The organism is Acetobacterium sp., assembly GCF_041752335.1.
Taxonomy (GTDB): domain Bacteria; phylum Bacillota; class Clostridia; order Eubacteriales; family Eubacteriaceae; genus Acetobacterium.
The window spans coordinates 37,259-53,024 of record NZ_JBGSHG010000126.1; the positions used below are offsets into that span (position 1 = coordinate 37,259).

The following is a 15,766-nucleotide window of genomic DNA, read 5'->3' on the forward strand; positions in this document are numbered from 1 at the left end:
AAATATTAGTGAAAAAAAATAATAAAACGGTTAAAATGATAGCAGTGTGAATAAATTTAAGAATCAATTGTAAAACGAAGAAAGGGAAAACTTGTGAAAAAAATCATCACTCTGTATTTAAAGCCTTTTTACGGCCGGATGGCTTTTGGGGTTTTCTTTAAATTTACCGGTTCGATCATGGATTTGATTATTCCCTCAATACTGGCCACGATTATTGATCAGGTGATCCCGTTAAATGAACGGCTGCCAATTTTTTATTGGGGCGGTGTGATGGTGGTCTGTGCCATCATCGGGATGGTCTTTAACATTATTGCCAATCGGATGGCAGCCAGGGTGGCCAGTGATGCCACCGAGGTGATCCGCCATGATCTTTTTGCCAGGGTGATGTATTTTTCCAATCACCAGATGGATACCCTGACCAAACCGTCAGTAATTTCCAGGTTAACATCCGATACCTACATCATTCATCAGATGATCATCCGGATCCAAAGGCTGGGGGTGCGGGCGCCGATTATGCTGGTTGGCGGAATCATTATTACGATGACCCTCGACCCGGTGCTGGCAATGGTACTGATTGGGATTATGCCCATTATGGTGGTGCTGATTACCCTGGTTTCGAGAAAAAGCATGCCGCTTTTTGCCGGTCTGCAACAGACTTTTGACAGTTTCGTCCGGCTCGTCAGAGAGGATATCAACGGGATCCGGGTCATTAAGTCCCTATCTAAAACAGACTATGAGAAAAAACGGTTTGAGGTGATTAATACCGATGTCGTAAACCGCGAGAAAAAAGCCCGGATGACGGTGGCGGTGATTTCGCCGGCCATGAATATCTGTCTGAATCTGGGTTTGGTCGGGGTAGTGGTGGTTGGCGCCTATGGTGTCAATAACGGTACCTCAGAAGTGGGAATCATCCTCGCCTTTATGACGTATTTCACCATTATTCTGCATGCCGTTTTAGCCATTTCCAGAATGTTTGAGATGTGGCCAAAGGCGACGGCTTCGGCCGATCGGATCGTCCAGGCACTCGAAAGTGTCGATGCATTGGCAGTTCTGGAAGTGGACGAACTAACTGAAGCTGCTAAAAAGGGCGCCTTTGTAGAATTTCAGAATGTCACCTTTTCGTATAATAAAGAAGAACCCAATCTGACCAATATTTCTTTAGCACTGGCAAAAGGGGAAACTTTGGGAATCATCGGTGAAACCGGCGCCGGGAAAACGACCCTGCTAAACTTGCTGATGCGGCTTTATGATGTCGACGAGGGGAGCATCACCATTGATGGCCATGATGTCCGGTCGATGGATCCCCGGGAATTGCATAAGAAGTTCGGGGTGGTCTTTCAGAATGATATGATTTTTGAAGCCACCATTGAGGAAAACATCGATCTGGGCAGAAATTTGTCTAAAGAGGCCATTACCGCGGCCATTGACGGTGCCGGGGCCACAGAATTTGTGGATGAAAAATCCGCTAAATCCGAAGAACAGCTGACCATCAAAGGGGCCAACCTCAGCGGTGGTCAAAAACAGCGGATCCTGATTGCCCGGGCGCTGGCTTCCCGGCCGGAAATACTGGTGTTAGATGATTCATCCAGCGCCCTGGATTATCAAACCGATGCCGCCTTCCGCAAGGCCATCAAAGAAAAATTTGACGACACCACCATTATTATCGTGGCTCAGCGGGTCAGTTCAATCCGCCATGCCGATGTCATTCTGGTGCTTGAAAATGGTGCGGTCATCGGCCTGGGCAAGCATCAGCAGCTGATCAGGAGCTGTGACGTTTATCGGGAAATCAGCTATTCCCAGATGGGGGTATCCTGAGATGAGACGATCACAAAAATTTGAGAAACCGCAAAACCGCAAAGGTACCCTGATCCAGTTGGGTGGCTACCTGATGCGTTACAAGTGGCGGTTGTTTGCCGCCATTGCCTTAACCATCGGGAGCAACCTGCTGGCGCTGGTGGGGCCATTGCTTTCCGGCTACGCCATTGATGCCATCGAATTGGGAATCGGCAAGGTCAATTTCAGTCAGGTGTTTTATTATGCCTTCTGGATGGTGGTCTTTTATATCGGCTCAGCCGGACTGACCTATATCCTGGAAGTACTGATGATCCGGGTCAGCCGTCAAGTTACCTATGCGATGCGCAAGGATGTCTTCAATAAGCTGCTGGATTTGCCCGTCGGTTATTTTGATGTACACCAGACCGGCGATGTCATCAGCCGGATTACCTATGACATTGATACCGTCAACAGTTCGATTTCCAGTGACCTGATTCAGGTAGCTTCAGCGGTCATCACCGTCCTGGGATCGTTTTTTATGATGTTGGCGATCTCGCCCAAACTGGTGATTATTTTTGCTTTTACGGTACCGGCGTCGATCTTTATGTCACGCTATCTGGTTAAAAAGACCCGCCCTCTTTTTAGTCGGCGATCCCAAAAATTAGGAGAGCTCAATGGTTTTGTGGAAGAAATGGTGTCGGGCCAAAAGACCTTAAAAATCTATGACCAGGAAGAGCATACGATTGAGAAATTCAATGTTAGGAATAAAGAAGCCGTGGAGGCCTATTATAATGCCGAATACTATGGCAGTATGATTTTTCCCACCATTAATTTTATTAATAACCTGTCTTTGGCCTGCATCAGTGTCTTTGGGGCGCTATTATATCTGGCCGGAGCGATGTCGATTGGGCAGATTTCGTCCTTTGTGCTGTACTCCCGCAAGTTTTCCGGGCCGATTAATGAAATGGCCAATATCATGAACGATCTGCAATCGTCGCTGGCAGCCGCTGAGCGGGTATTCGCCCTACTAAATGAATTGTCTGAGGCCAAGGATACAAAAAAAATGACGGAGCTGACCAATGTAAATGGCGATATCGTTCTTAAAAACGTTCGCTTTAGCTATGATGCCAATCAGGTGATAATCAAAAACTTAAGTCTAAAGGCTGAGGCGGGTAAGCTGATTGCCATCGTCGGCCCGACTGGTGCCGGAAAAACCACCATCATCAATCTGCTGATGCGCTTTTATGATACCGACGCCGGGAATATCTATGTGGATGGCAATGAGGTCCAGGAGCTGACCCGGGACAGCTTGAGAAAATCATTCGCCATGGTGCTTCAGGATACCTGGATTTTTCATGGCAGTGTTTATGAGAACCTGACCTACGGCAGAGAAAATGTTACCAGGGAAGAGGTGGTGCAGGCAGCTAAAGCAGCGCGAATTCATTCATTTATTGAGCATCTTCCTCATGGCTATGAAACTGTCTTAAAAGGCGAGGACACGAATATTTCCAAGGGGCAGAAGCAGCTCTTAACGATCGCCCGGGCAATGCTGTTAGATGCCAAAATGTTGATCCTCGATGAGGCCACCTCCAACGTCGATACCCGCACCGAGAAAAAGATCCAGGCGGCCATGCGCCAGCTGATGAAAGATAAAACCTGTTTTGTCATCGCTCATCGGCTATCAACGATCCAGAATGCTGATCTGATTCTAGTGGTGGAGCAGGGAAATGTGGTAGAACAAGGAACCCATCAGGAACTGATGGAGAAGGGCGGCAGTTATTGGCAGATGTATCAGGCTCAGTTTGAATAAGGTGCTTGACAGTGAGCGGAGGGCCATTCTTGGTTAATGATACCGTAGCTGATGCTAACTTTTATGGGAAAAATATACCAAACAATTGCTAAAAGAATCATTGAGTGACCTGGTTTAACAGTAAATAATTGCGAATGTGCAGTGAATAAAATATTGAATAGCTTAGAAAGGTATAAAAAATGGAAGAAATATTAAAATTAAGAGAAGCATCGTATTGGGAAACGGTTTGGGACAAGGCCATGCTTTACGGCAAAAACCCCGGCAGTGAAGGACCAGCCCATAGTGTTGAGCTGTGGGAAAAACGGGCGGAAAAGTTTAAAACCAACGTTAAAGGTGAGCGGGGGAAAAAAAGAACCGGTGATGTGATTAAATGGTTTGAAAATCAGGGGCTGTCCCTGGAAGGGATGACCATTCTCGACATTGGTGCCGGGCCTGGTGCTTTTTCTTTTGCCTTCGCCGAAAAAAAAGCACAGGTAACCGCCCTGGAACCAACCCTGGGGATGTCGTCGACGATACGAGAACGCATTGAAACGGAAGCGATTAGCGGTCTGGAAGTTGTTCAAATGCCCTGGGAAGCGGTGGACGTGGAGCAGATGGGCTGGCAGGGTGCCTTTGATCTGGTCTTCATTTCCATGTGTCCCGGGGTTCATAATGCCGAGCTGTTTAAGAAAGCGATGTCCTGTGCTAAAAAGTATGTTTATTTCAGTGGCTGGGCCGGAAGACGGGACAGCGATGCCTTCAATGAACTCTGGAATGAACTTTATGACGAGGAAATGCCCATCTGGCGCAGCGATATTATCTATAATCTTAACTGGCTTTATGCCCAGGAGTATAGTCTTGCTTTTGAAGTGCAGCAGGATGTGCATCCGGAAGAGTCATCGATCGAGGATGCCGTGGAAGAGCTGATCTCCCGCTTGAATTTCCACGGGAAGGATACCACCGGATTACAAGAAAAGGTAGTCGCCTTTGTCAGTGAACGGGCTGAAGCAGGGGTTTTCACAACAAATGCCGTATCACGGCGGGGAAAAATTCTAGTCAAGCTATAACGTTTGATCGACCAGCGGACACCGAAGCGGAAATGTTTATTTTCAATTCGGTGTCTTTTTGGTTGCGCGGTTCATTAGCTTAAAGGGATTCAAAATAATGATTGACAGATGTTTGATATATCTTATAATTATAGTATAAATAACATATGTCATTAATGCAAGGAGGTGCCAAAATGCCAGGAAGAGATCGAACCGGCCCCCATGGACGGGGTTCTGGTAGCGGAAAAGGATTGGGACGTTGCTCAGGAATAAATGCTTATGGATTCGGAAAAGGTTGTGGCTGTGGAAGAAGCAATAAAAAAACGGTAAAGAAAATAGCGACGAGTCAAACGGATGAAGCGGTGACAGCCTCAGATCGTGTCGAAGCAACGGAAACAAATCAATAAAAGGTTTGGAGTGGTAACATGAAAATTATAACATTGGTTGAAAACAAATCGATTTCAGAAGCATTTAAAAATGAACATGGATTGAGTTTATACATTGAAACAGAAACCCATAAATTGCTGTTTGATGTGGGCGCCAGCAGTTTATTTGCCGAAAATGCCAATAAACTGGGGGTTGATCTTTCCCAGGTGGATGCCCTGGTCATCAGTCACGGTCATTATGATCATGGTGGCGGGTTAAAAAAATTTCTGGAGATCAATGACCAGGCTGTGATTTATATCAATGGTAAAGCCTTTGAAAATCATTTTTCTAAACGCGCCAATGGTGAGGCTTATATTGGTTTGGATCAGGAATTGTATGCCAACCCGCGTTTTGTCTTTTTGGAGGATGATTTTGTGATTGATGATGAATTATGTATCTTTGCAAATGTTCAGGGAGAACGCTGTCGCTCCACGGCCAACGCTGACCTGCTGATGGAAAAAGATGGGCAGCGGATGGTCGATGATTTTTGTCATGAACAGAACCTGATCATCCGCGAAAAAAACCAGCTGGTGCTGGTGGCGGGCTGTGCCCATCGGGGGATTGTCAATATTCTCGATCATATGGCGTTAAATTATGATCTGCTGCCCACCGTTGTCATTGGCGGGTTTCATCTTTACAACCGCTCCCGAAAAAAACCGGAAGCAACAGCATTGATCGAAGAAATTGGCAACGAACTCAAAAAGACTGCGGCCATCTATTATACCGGTCATTGTACCGGCGATGAGCCTTATCAAATGCTCAAAACCATGCTGGGAGATCAGGTTAACTACCTGGCCACCGGCAGTCAGGTTAATATTTAAAAATAAAAAAAAGGAGAAAATGATGTACAAAGTAAGAGGAAATATGAAGTCGTGTTTGAATCCAGTCGCTAAGGTGCTGGTATCCTGTCGGGGATTAAATGGCGAAAACAATGCCCTGGCGGTGGGCTACTGCGGAAATTGCAGTTATGATCCACCAATGGTCATGGTAGGGATTGTTCCCTCCCGGTATTCCTATCATCTGATTAAAGAATCCGGCTGTTTTGTGGTGAATCTGGTGGATCAAGCCTATGAAGAAACCTTTAAATATCTGGGCAGCCACAGTAAACGGGACGAGGATAAGCTGGCCGTGATGAAGGTTAATCTGGAAGAAGCTAAATTCGTCAATGCCCCGATTCTTTCCGATTGCCCGGTTAATATTGAATGCACCATTGTGGATTCTATCGTCACCGGTTCTCATGAAATGTTTGTCGGAAAAATTGAATATGTCCACGCCGATTCAAAAATGGTCAGCGATGACGGCTGCATTGATTTTTCACAAATAAAGTTTTTATAAACCGATCAGTGCAGATGCAAGTATAGAATTTTGTGATGGGCCCCATTCATCAAGTTAAAATACTTGATGAATGGGGCCATCGTGTTATAATAACACCATAAGATAAAAACACAGTTCTGGTTGGTAGTCCAGACGCAGGATCATCCTGTCAGTAACCTGCCTCCTAAGGTTGTCCGTTCTTTGTCACTATTTCTAGGAGGAATTGAATATGGACAAAGTAACAGTTAAATTAACGGTTTTTTTTGACGACCCCTTTTGGGTTGGCGTCTTTGAAAGCTTGGATGGCAACATGCTGAAAGTGGCCAAGGTAACCTTCGGCTCGGAACCCAAGGATGGGGAAATCTACGATTTTCTGCTTAAAAATTATAACCGACTCCAATTCAGCCAGCCGATTACGGATGAAAAAGCGCCGGAAAAGCGGATTAACCCCAAGCGGATGCAACGGGATATCCATCGACAGGTGGCCGCGAAAAGCATTGGCACCAAGGCTCAACAGGCCTTAAAGGAAGAACAGGAAAACAAAAAGATAACCCGGAAAGCGTTTAACCGGGAGAAAACGGAAGCAGAAAAACAGCAGCAATTTGAACTACGGCAGGAAAAGAAAAAGCAGAAACATCGCGGGCATTAAGATGCGTAGTGTTTAAAAAAGTAGTGAGGTTAAATCAAAGGCTGATGACTTAGATTCAGTGGTTGAATGTTCGAAAAATTGAGTAGCAGAGAAAAGAGTAGCAGTGAAGTCGGCTGCTCTTTGATTTTTTTGTGTGGTTTTGCGGGTAAGTCGTTTACTCAGCCTAAACATGATTCTTTAATTGAACCTTTTTAATCACTTCAAAAAGACTCCCTGACGCTAACTGATAAATATAGGATGGAAGTGATACCCTTATTTCACGCGATGAGTTTTATTAATAGAACAATTTTCTTTATTTTCAAAGGATAACGTGATAAAATTAAAAAATGAGGTTTGTTTTTTTAATGCGGATTAAGTGAATAATAATTTTAAAAATGGAGTGATATTCTTTAATTATAAAGACAATCCTGCCGAAAGTAAAAAGAGGTGAGATCTGTGGGTGTGTTTACTGAATTGGCGAAGTATCCGGTGTTTACAATCGTTGATGTAAAGAGACTTGTCGGTAATGAGAAGACGGCCTATTCGCAAATTGAACGTTTTATGAAAAAGGGTCTGGTCAAAAAGATACGGAAAAATATCTATTCTGTGGTCAATCCAACAACAGATCAACTGGTAGCAACGCGTTACCAAATCGCTTGCGCGATAACTGATACGGCTTATATCTCACATCATAGTGCTTTTGAATATTATGGGCTGGCAAATCAGGTATTTTATGAAGTTTATGTTTCTTCAGAAAAGAAGTTTAATCACTTTCAATATGATCGGATGACATACAAATATGTTGCTTCACGAACAAAAGAAGGTGTAGTAGCAGCTAAGAACACTATCGGTGTTAGAATCACCGACTTAGAAAGAACCGTCATCGACAGTATTCGTGACTACAACAAGATAGGTGGCTTTGAGGAAATTTTTAATTGCCTTGAAGGAATCTATTATTTAGATGAAACGAAGTTGAAACGTTACCTTGATATCTACGATACACAGGGTCTTTATCAACGGGTAGGTTATCTCCTCGAACATTATCGGGATGAGATGCAGCTTTCAAAGGAATTTATCGAGTATTGTAAAGATAAAATCGGAAAAAGCAGAAGGTACCTGATACTTGAAGCTAAGTCGGAAAGTTCTTACAACAGTGAGTGGGAACTGATGGTACCGGAAGGGTTATTTGAAATAAGCGATGAGGGAGATGAAATACTTGCCTAATTACGACATCATATATTTAGGGAAGAAAGCTGAAGAACTGGGATTTGTAAGAGATACCTTAGAAAAGGTAACAAGGCTTGCGGATATTTTGGAGTATTTGAATAAAAACCCAGTTCTTAAAGATAGTCTTGCTTTGAAAGGTGGGACGGCAATTAACCTTACGATTTTTAACTTGCCGCGACTTTCTGTAGATATTGACATGGATTATTTGATCACGAACAGCAGGGAAGAAATGCTTGAAAGACGGGAAATTATTAATCGTACAATTGATCGCTACATGTTGTCCCAGGGCTATGCAATGAATCCCAAGACGAAGAATCCGCATAGCCTAGATTCTTGGGTCTATGACTACATGGGAGCCAGCGGGAATAGAGATAACATTAAAATTGAAATCAATTATTCATTACGTGCCCATATACTTGAAGTAGAAGAAAGATCAATCATTACAGAACATTTTTCCGGCGCGTATAAAGTGAGAACGTTGGCACCACTTGAGATTTATGGAAGCAAGTTTAATGCACTACTGAATAGAGCAGCAGCCAGGGATTTATATGATATAAAAAATATGATTCGTCATAGTATTTTTGATCATTCGGAAAAAGAGATACTGAAAAAATGCATTATCTTTTATGCAGCCATATCAGCAAAGGAAATTAACAAGATCTTTGATACGAAAGGGATTGATTCGATTACAAAAAGAAAAATCAAAACAGATCTCTTACCAGTTATTAAAACCAAAGATGATTTTGACTTGGAGACAGCTAAGAAAATTGTTAAAGCGTATATTTCTGATTTGATGATCCTGACAAAGGAAGAGAAGGAATTTCTAGATAGATTTGAAAGTGGGGAATATATGCCAGAGCTACTCTTTGAAGATGAGAAGATTCTAGGGCGGGTCAAAAACCACCCAATGGCTATTTGGAAAACTAGATAGGCAATATGTTTTAGTTGGCTTCGTTTTCAAGAGGTTTCCCTGAAACTAATTTATAAAATTATTGAAAAGTATGTTAAACGGGTTGCTGTCCACAGAAAAAGAAGAAATATCGGGGGCATTAAAAATTTAATAAAATCGGCAATTTTGTGACCAGGTTACGGTTTGAAAAGCAGAAATGGCTATAATAAAGGTATAACACAATAACGATTAAGGAGATTAAAGATATGAGCGCAGTAACAATCACCAAAGATAATTTTCAACAGGAAGTAATCAATTCAGATAAACCGGTATTATTGGATTTTTGGGCATCCTGGTGTGGCCCTTGTAAAATGGTTTCACCGATCATTGACGAAATCGCCGATGAGGTTTTCACCATCAAGGTTGGCAAAATTAACGTCGACGAACAACAGCAACTGGCCGCAGAATTTAAAGTCATGAGCATCCCAACCCTAGCCGTTATCAAGGGCGGAGTGGTGGTAAAAAAAGCCGTGGGAGCAAAATCAAAGGCAGATATTTTAGAGATGTTAGCTGAATAACTAATAAAAAAAGAGCAATAGTATAAGCTGTTGCTCTTTTAAATTTTTTGGATGAGATTTGATGTTACACAGTTGATTCGTCTAAATAATTTCCTTCAATTGAACCTTATCAATCACTTCAATTTTTCCCCGGGACAGGTTGACGTAACCTTCGTTTTCAAAATATTTCAGCATCCGGGAGACCACTTCCCGGGCCGAACCGATATATTTGGCAATTTGCTCGTGGGTCATCACAATGGTATTGGAACCGGTGCGGGCAACCTCATCCAGCAGGAAGACGGTCAGGCGTTTATCAAAACTCATAAAGAGAATCTGTTGCATCGCCCACATGACGTCAGAAAACCGATCAATGGCAGCCTTATATGAAAAATTTTCAGCATAAACATTTTCGCTGGCGATCTGTTGAAAGATTGAAGAATTGATCAGAACGATCTCGCAGTCTTTTTCAGCGTCAATATGGACATCAAAGGTAATGTTTTGTAAAATACAGGAAGCGGATAAGATACAGATATCTTCAGGGCCCAGGCGGTAAAGGGTAATATCCCTTCCATCTTCCGACAAAATATAGGTGCGCAATTCACCGCTTTTTATCAAGAGTACCCCCACACAGTCATTATCGCCCCGATGGATGTTTTCCCCACGGTGGTATTTCACCGGATTGGCATTTTCTAAGAGCATCGACTGTTGACGCGGATTTAAATGATCCCAAAAGGTCAGGATTGATTGGATAAATTGAATCTCGTGTTCGTTTAGCATATTAATACCTCGCTTAATCGGTTATTTTTTAGTATACCATAAATGGAGATTGATTTTACTTTAATCATTGGGGTATAAAATGATACAGATAGGTAAAAAACAAGGAGAGTTCTATGAATAAAGAGATAAGAAAAGATCTGGAACTAAGGCGGTTGGAAGCCAAAGATTTAACGCAGTTTAATGACATTCTCAGGTATGCCTTTCAGGTGACGGATGAACAGCTGTTAAAAGTGGGTTGGAAACATGATGAAATCAAGCGGTCGAAGTTTCCGATTCTCGAAAAAGCGGAGGTTATCGGCTGGTTTGAGGACGATCGATTGGCGGCACAGATCGCCGTTTATCCGCTGCAAGTCAATATCAGCGGCAGTATTTATGAGATGGGGTATATTACCGGGGTGGCCACCTATCCCGAATACATGGGGCTGGGCCTGATGTCCGGGTTGATGAAAAAAAGCCTGGAAACGATGTACGGACGTAATCAGTGCATTTCCTTTTTATTCCCCTATTCACACCCGCTCTATCGTCATAAGGGCTGGGAGGTGGTTTCGGATAAGATGACCTTTCATATCCGGGATAATCAGCTGCCCCGGGATATTGATGTGCCGGGACGGGTGAAACGGGTCAAGGAAAACAGTCCCGATCTCATCGCCCTTCACGAGGCCTTTGCCAGACAAACCCATGGTTGTCTGGTACGCAATGAACTGGTCTGGGAGGAATACTGGCGCTGGGATGTGGAAGATGTGACGGTGGCTGTTTATTATGGGGTAGATGACCGGCCGCGGGGCTATCTGGTTTATCTGATCGAAAACGATGTATTTCATGTCAAAGAGATGGTGTATCTCAACCAGGAAGCCAGAAAAGGGCTCTGGGGCTATATTGCTGCCCATGAATCGATGATCAATGAGGTAGTCGGCAATAATTATAATAACCATACGGTATCGTTTTTATTCGGTGACAGTGATATGAAAGAAACCATCCGTCCCTATATTATGGCCCGAATTGTGGATTTTGAAGGATTTTTCAAGCAATATCACTTTTCCAACACCGAAATTAATGAATCGGTGACCTTTGACATTATCGACACCGTGCTGGAGTGGAATAATCGCAGCTTCACCGTCAAGTTCAGGCCCGGTGAGCCCCCGGTTTTAGTTGATGAACCCTCGGAAAACAGGGTCAAACTGGAAATTGGCATTTTGACCTGCATGCTGCTGGGCTATAAGCGGCCCACCTATCTCCAGCAGATTGAACGGCTGGAGGCCAGCAAAAAAACGGTTGCCCTTCTGGAGAGTATCATCGCCAATGAGAAGATTTACTTCTCGGATTATATTTAAATAAAAAAAAACGGTTGATAATCAATCGTTTTTTCTTTTGGTTTAAAATGAAGAACTGATCATAAAACCGAGAATGGCTCCGTAAATGGCAGTTCGATGGGGTTTAGCGGTAATCGGGCAGCTGCCGTTGGGGCAGCCCACCAGTTTGTAATAGAGGAGGCCCAAAGCGCCACCCACAAGGGTTCCGATAATTAGTTTAAGATACATAGTTGGCTCCTAATTTTTTATTGAATCAATGCCGGCAAGCAGGGTGGCTTCATCAATGGCACCACGATAGCCGTTGACAATTTTACCGTCGGGGTTAATAAACAGGGTGGTGGGAAGGGAAGAGATGCCATAGGTAATGCTGGCCTCCAGTTCGGTATCAAAATAAACGGGGAAGGCAAAGCCCTGATCGGTGACGTATTGAAGTCCCTTTGCCTTTGTTTCCCGCTGCCCGTCAGTCTGATTGACCATCAGAAAGACCACTTCATCTTTTTGATTTTGATAGACGGTATTGAAATGGGGCATTTCGCTTTTGCAGGGCGGGCACCAGGAGGCCCAGAAGTTGAGAACCACCGGTTTTCCGGCAAAATCAGACAGTTTTACCGGATTCCCATCCTGATCGAAGACCGTGAAATCCGGGGCTGTCTGGAGCGCATCGGTCTGAGTTGTGTCGTTACTGTTTGATGACGGATTTTGAGGAGTATAGGTTTGGGACAAAGCCGAATATCCCCAATAAGCCAGGGCCAGAAAGGCGGCAAAAATACTGATGCCGATAATTGTTTTAGTTTGTTTCGTCATAACATGCTCCTTAAAAAGTTAAAAGTGACAGAAAATATCCCAGTAGCCCGGTAGCCATCAGCAGGCCGATGACAACCAGCAGTCCGCCGGAAATCCGATTGATGATCTGATAATGCCGTTTAATAAAATCAAAGGTGGATTTCATCCGATCAATCAAAATGGCCGAGACCACAAAAGGAATACCGAGGCCGAGGGAAAATGATAAGAGCATCAGAATGCCCTTTAATGTATCACCGCTGGAGGCGGCCATCATCAGCGCTGAGCCCAGAAAGGCGCCCACACAGGGGGTCCAGCCGATGGAAAAGACGATCCCAAAAAGCATCGCGGCAAAGAAACCGGTCCGGGAATGATCCAGGTTCATCTGGCGGTTGGTATTCAGAAACGGGATGTTCAGCACATCCATAAAATTTAAGCCAAAAATGATGATAATGATGCCGCCGACCACATTGACAATGGAGCTATACTCAATCAAAACACTGCCGATTTTTCCGGCAAAAGCGCCCAGCAAAACGAAAACCACCGTAAAACCGAGAACAAAGCCTAAAGCATTAATGATGGCAGCATACTTATTATCCTGATGGGTTTGACCGGCAAAATAGGAGATGTAAATTGGCAGCATCGGCAAGAGACAAGGGGATATAAAGGTGATAATCCCTTCCAGAAATGCGATCAGATAATCCATATGGCCTCCTTTATAAAATTAACGAATTAATCAGTTAAAGTTTTTTTATTGTATCAAAAGCTTCTTTTTTAATCTGTGATCAAATCACATAATATATATTATGACAATTGAATCTTAAGAATAAAAGAAAGTTTAGATTAAAAAGGGCGAATTATTTATTCAGAACATTGATTTTGTAAATAGATAATGGAGTTGCATCGGAAATTTTGAAAAAAAACGGGGACATTTTTTCTTTAATTAACCTGGTGAAACTTTGCGGGTAAAAATTCGTTAAGATTCAGTTTTAAGACGCGACTGAGATTGTTAATTGTTAATTATTATACTATCTCAGAAAAAAGCCAAAAAAATTAACATGAAAAAAATGGGTTCGATTTCTAGCATTAAGTAAACGTTTTAATATATTTTCGTAAAGTGCGAAGAAATGGCGAATTATTACTCTGGAATACCGGTGATAAGTGGTGGAAGACAACCTCGGATAAATTCCATATTTCCTCTTGTAATTCAATTTTTTAAATGTATAATTAAGTTCGATTTGAGGCCCCGAAAAATGCAAAATAAGAACGTCTTATTTAATAAGAAGAAAGTTGACAAAAAAGGCAGATATATTAACCGGAACAAGAATATGATATTTAAATAAATTGCCATTTAAAAGAAATAAATACAATGAACTGGCGGGGATACATAATAAATCGAGTAGAATGTTGGAGAGAAACGAAATGCGCAGAGAAGAGACCGGAATTGTCATCCAAACCAGCGAAAAAAAGGGAAAAGTTAAGGCCAGCCGTCATGGCGATTGCGAAAACTGCGGGGTCTGTCCAGGCGATAACGCCATGGTTGTAGATGTTCAAAACCCCATTGGCGCCAAAGTTGGCCAACGGGTGGCTTTTGAAATACAGGAAGCGAACATGCTGATGGCAGCTTTTGTGGTTTACATCCTACCGCTGCTGGCGCTTATGGTGGGAGCCATCAGCGGCGGAATCCTTGCTAATAAGTTGGGACAAAATGTCTTGGCCTGTCAAATTGGCGGTGGAATATTGTTCTTTGCCATCGCAGTGGTCTATATGAAACACTACGATCGGGCGGTGAAGAAAAATGATCAGCTGCTACCGGTGATCACAAAAATCCTGAATTAGTCGAGCTGGGCCAAATAAATCAAAATAGCTTAATTGAAATAGATCAAGTAAATTAACAAAGGAAAAAAGAGGTATACAAATGATTAAATCATTCCGCGGCGGGGTTCATCCCAAAGACAGCAAATCCTATACTTCGGGAAAACCGATCGAAACGGCCCCGTTGCCGGAGGTTGCGGTGATTCCCATGAGACAGCATATTGGTGCAGCCAGTATACCGATCGTGAAAAAGGGAGATCTGGTCAAAAAAGGTCAGGTGATTGGCGAAGCGGATGGCTTTGTCTCCAGCAATGTCCATGCTTCCATATCCGGACAGGTTATCGATGTGGGTAGTCATCCCCATCCCATCTTTGGTAAATGTGAGGCGGTTGTCATTAGCAGTGATGGCAAAGATGAATGGCTGGAAGGGCTCCCGCTGACGCGTAATTGGGAAGAACTGGATTCTGCTCAATTACTGAAAATAATCAGTGATGCCGGGATCGTCGGGATGGGGGGAGCCACGTTTCCAACCCATGTTAAATCAACCGTACAAAAGGACAAGCATGTCGATCTCTTAGTTATGAATGCCGCCGAATGTGAACCCTATTTAACCGCCGATCATCGGATGATGCTAGAAGAAGGTTCCCGGATTGTTACCGGGGTAAGAATAGCCATGAAAGTTTTGGGTGTAGAAAAGTGTCTGATAGGAATTGAGGATAATAAAAAAGATTCGATTGGAAAGATGACTGCCGCTTTTGCCGGTTTGCCGGTGGAAGTCGTCGAATTGCCTACAAAATATCCCCAGGGGGCTGAAAAAATGCTGATTAATGCCGTTTCAGGAAGAATTATTCCTTCCGGCGGACTGCCCATGGATGTGGGCGTGGTGGTTCAGAATGTCGGTACCGTGGCGGCCATCTGTGATGCCGTAACCCAGGGAATTCCGCTGATCGAGAGGGTAACGACGGTCAGCGGCGGCAGTATCAAATCGCCGAAAAATATCAGGGTACGAATCGGCACACCTTTTCGCGAGGCCATTGAGTTCTGTGACGGATTTTCAACCCGTCCGGAAAAAATAATCATGGGTGGTCCGATGATGGGGATGGCCGAACCGAGTATTGATATTCCCATTATTAAGGGCGTGTCCGGCATTCTGGCGATTGCCAAAGGGGAAGCCAATACGGGCAAAGAGGCATCATGCATTCGCTGCGGCCGCTGTGTAAATGCCTGTCCGATGGGTTTAAATCCCAGTATGCTCAGCATTTTAAGTGAGCGGGGGCTTTATGAAGAGGCCCGGGAAGATTATGGGCTTTTTGACTGCGCTGAATGTGGCAGCTGTGTTTTTGCCTGTCCGGCTAAACGCAATATTGTCCAATATGTTAAATTTAGCAAAGCCCAGAATGCGGCTGCAAAATTGAAAGAGAATCGAGGTTAAGCA

Annotated in this window: 17 protein-coding genes; 13 read left to right on the forward strand and 4 right to left on the reverse strand. The window is 43.6% G+C overall.

The window, feature by feature from the left end; all coding sequences use genetic code 11:
* Positions 1-93: 93 nt before the first annotated feature.
* From ACEW8F_RS15460 to trxA, 10 genes are all read left to right on the forward strand, one after another.
* Entirely contained in the window at positions 94-1,815 is a 1,722-nt protein-coding gene (locus tag ACEW8F_RS15460; RefSeq protein ID WP_373484361.1) for an ABC transporter ATP-binding protein, read from the forward strand.
* Between the two features lies 1 nt (position 1,816).
* Positions 1,817-3,583 carry an ABC transporter ATP-binding protein gene (locus ACEW8F_RS15465; RefSeq protein ID WP_373484362.1) on the forward strand — a complete coding sequence of 589 codons (1,767 nt, stop codon included), beginning with the start codon at positions 1,817-1,819 and terminating at the stop codon, positions 3,581-3,583.
* A gap of 179 nt (positions 3,584-3,762) precedes the next feature.
* Positions 3,763-4,629: a class I SAM-dependent methyltransferase gene (locus ACEW8F_RS15470; RefSeq protein ID WP_373484363.1), complete on the forward strand. Its 867-nt coding sequence runs from the start codon at positions 3,763-3,765 to the stop codon at positions 4,627-4,629.
* A gap of 173 nt (positions 4,630-4,802) precedes the next feature.
* A complete protein-coding gene (locus ACEW8F_RS15475) occupies positions 4,803-5,015 on the forward strand; it encodes a DUF5320 domain-containing protein (RefSeq protein WP_373484364.1) in 213 nt (70 codons plus the stop codon).
* A gap of 18 nt (positions 5,016-5,033) precedes the next feature.
* Complete coding sequence (locus ACEW8F_RS15480; RefSeq protein WP_373484365.1) at positions 5,034-5,855, forward strand: MBL fold metallo-hydrolase; 822 nt, start codon at positions 5,034-5,036, stop codon at positions 5,853-5,855.
* 19 nt (positions 5,856-5,874) lie between these two features.
* Positions 5,875-6,369 carry a flavin reductase family protein gene (locus ACEW8F_RS15485; protein WP_373484366.1) on the forward strand — a complete coding sequence of 165 codons (495 nt, stop codon included), beginning with the start codon at positions 5,875-5,877 and terminating at the stop codon, positions 6,367-6,369.
* A 208-nt stretch (positions 6,370-6,577) separates the two neighbouring features.
* A complete protein-coding gene (locus ACEW8F_RS15490) occupies positions 6,578-6,997 on the forward strand; it encodes a YjdF family protein (RefSeq protein ID WP_373484367.1) in 420 nt (139 codons plus the stop codon).
* Between the two features lie 435 nt (positions 6,998-7,432).
* The gene (locus ACEW8F_RS15495) at positions 7,433-8,200 is read left to right on the forward strand and encodes a hypothetical protein (protein WP_373484368.1); all 768 of its coding nucleotides are present in this window, start codon (positions 7,433-7,435) and stop codon (positions 8,198-8,200) included.
* Positions 8,193-9,134, forward strand: coding sequence for a nucleotidyl transferase AbiEii/AbiGii toxin family protein (locus ACEW8F_RS15500; protein ID WP_373484369.1), 942 nt, complete (start codon positions 8,193-8,195; stop codon positions 9,132-9,134). Before ACEW8F_RS15495 ends, ACEW8F_RS15500 begins: the two co-directional genes overlap by 8 nt.
* Before the next feature lie 224 nt (positions 9,135-9,358).
* Positions 9,359-9,670 carry a thioredoxin gene (gene trxA / locus ACEW8F_RS15505; protein ID WP_373484370.1) on the forward strand — a complete coding sequence of 104 codons (312 nt, stop codon included), beginning with the start codon at positions 9,359-9,361 and terminating at the stop codon, positions 9,668-9,670.
* An 81-nt stretch (positions 9,671-9,751) separates the two neighbouring features.
* Here the strand turns inward: trxA and ACEW8F_RS15510 are convergent, their stop codons facing one another.
* Complete coding sequence (locus tag ACEW8F_RS15510) at positions 9,752-10,426, reverse strand: Crp/Fnr family transcriptional regulator (protein ID WP_373484371.1); 675 nt, start codon at positions 10,424-10,426, stop codon at positions 9,752-9,754.
* A 113-nt stretch (positions 10,427-10,539) separates the two neighbouring features.
* On the opposite strand from ACEW8F_RS15510, the gene eis reads away from it, so the two are divergent.
* The gene (gene eis, locus ACEW8F_RS15515; RefSeq protein WP_373484372.1) at positions 10,540-11,757 is read left to right on the forward strand and encodes an enhanced intracellular survival protein Eis; all 1,218 of its coding nucleotides are present in this window, start codon (positions 10,540-10,542) and stop codon (positions 11,755-11,757) included.
* A 42-nt stretch (positions 11,758-11,799) separates the two neighbouring features.
* Here the strand turns inward: eis and ACEW8F_RS15520 are convergent, their stop codons facing one another.
* Genes ACEW8F_RS15520 through ACEW8F_RS15530 form a run of 3 tightly spaced genes read right to left on the reverse strand, consistent with a single transcriptional unit; the run spans position 11,800 to position 13,222 of the window.
* On the reverse strand, positions 11,800-11,964 hold the full coding sequence (locus tag ACEW8F_RS15520; RefSeq protein ID WP_373484373.1) for a DUF6132 family protein: 165 nt from the start codon (positions 11,962-11,964) through the stop codon (positions 11,800-11,802).
* A 9-nt stretch (positions 11,965-11,973) separates the two neighbouring features.
* Complete coding sequence (locus ACEW8F_RS15525; RefSeq protein ID WP_373484374.1) at positions 11,974-12,540, reverse strand: TlpA family protein disulfide reductase; 567 nt, start codon at positions 12,538-12,540, stop codon at positions 11,974-11,976.
* Positions 12,541-12,550: 10 nt separating this feature from the next.
* Positions 12,551-13,222, reverse strand: coding sequence for a cytochrome c biogenesis CcdA family protein (locus tag ACEW8F_RS15530; protein WP_373484375.1), 672 nt, complete (start codon positions 13,220-13,222; stop codon positions 12,551-12,553).
* Between the two features lie 716 nt (positions 13,223-13,938).
* Between ACEW8F_RS15530 and ACEW8F_RS15535 the strand changes: the two genes are divergently transcribed.
* The gene (locus tag ACEW8F_RS15535; RefSeq protein ID WP_373484376.1) at positions 13,939-14,355 is read left to right on the forward strand and encodes a SoxR reducing system RseC family protein; all 417 of its coding nucleotides are present in this window, start codon (positions 13,939-13,941) and stop codon (positions 14,353-14,355) included.
* A gap of 79 nt (positions 14,356-14,434) precedes the next feature.
* Positions 14,435-15,763 (forward strand): electron transport complex subunit RsxC, encoded by a 1,329-nt coding sequence (gene rsxC, locus ACEW8F_RS15540; protein WP_373484377.1) that lies wholly within the window; start codon positions 14,435-14,437, stop codon positions 15,761-15,763.
* Positions 15,764-15,766 lie beyond the last annotated feature (3 nt).

What these genes read in the sequence shown, in the direction of transcription:
- ACEW8F_RS15465 (WP_373484362.1), top strand. Translation starts at nt 1,817, where the DNA reads ATGAGACGATCACAAAAATTTGAGAAACCGCAAAACCGCAAAGGTACC.
- ACEW8F_RS15470 (WP_373484363.1), top strand. Translation starts at nt 3,763, where the DNA reads ATGGAAGAAATATTAAAATTAAGAGAAGCATCGTATTGGGAAACGGTT.
- ACEW8F_RS15475 (WP_373484364.1), top strand. Translation starts at nt 4,803, where the DNA reads ATGCCAGGAAGAGATCGAACCGGCCCCCATGGACGGGGTTCTGGTAGC.
- ACEW8F_RS15480 (WP_373484365.1), top strand. Translation starts at nt 5,034, where the DNA reads ATGAAAATTATAACATTGGTTGAAAACAAATCGATTTCAGAAGCATTT.
- ACEW8F_RS15485 (WP_373484366.1), top strand. Translation starts at nt 5,875, where the DNA reads ATGATGTACAAAGTAAGAGGAAATATGAAGTCGTGTTTGAATCCAGTC.
- ACEW8F_RS15490 (WP_373484367.1), top strand. Translation starts at nt 6,578, where the DNA reads ATGGACAAAGTAACAGTTAAATTAACGGTTTTTTTTGACGACCCCTTT.
- trxA (WP_373484370.1), top strand. Translation starts at nt 9,359, where the DNA reads ATGAGCGCAGTAACAATCACCAAAGATAATTTTCAACAGGAAGTAATC.
- ACEW8F_RS15510 (WP_373484371.1), bottom strand. Translation starts at nt 10,426, where the DNA reads ATGCTAAACGAACACGAGATTCAATTTATCCAATCAATCCTGACCTTT.
- eis (WP_373484372.1), top strand. Translation starts at nt 10,540, where the DNA reads ATGAATAAAGAGATAAGAAAAGATCTGGAACTAAGGCGGTTGGAAGCC.
- ACEW8F_RS15520 (WP_373484373.1), bottom strand. Translation starts at nt 11,964, where the DNA reads ATGTATCTTAAACTAATTATCGGAACCCTTGTGGGTGGCGCTTTGGGC.
- ACEW8F_RS15525 (WP_373484374.1), bottom strand. Translation starts at nt 12,540, where the DNA reads ATGACGAAACAAACTAAAACAATTATCGGCATCAGTATTTTTGCCGCC.
- ACEW8F_RS15530 (WP_373484375.1), bottom strand. Translation starts at nt 13,222, where the DNA reads ATGGATTATCTGATCGCATTTCTGGAAGGGATTATCACCTTTATATCC.
- ACEW8F_RS15535 (WP_373484376.1), top strand. Translation starts at nt 13,939, where the DNA reads ATGCGCAGAGAAGAGACCGGAATTGTCATCCAAACCAGCGAAAAAAAG.
- rsxC (WP_373484377.1), top strand. Translation starts at nt 14,435, where the DNA reads ATGATTAAATCATTCCGCGGCGGGGTTCATCCCAAAGACAGCAAATCC.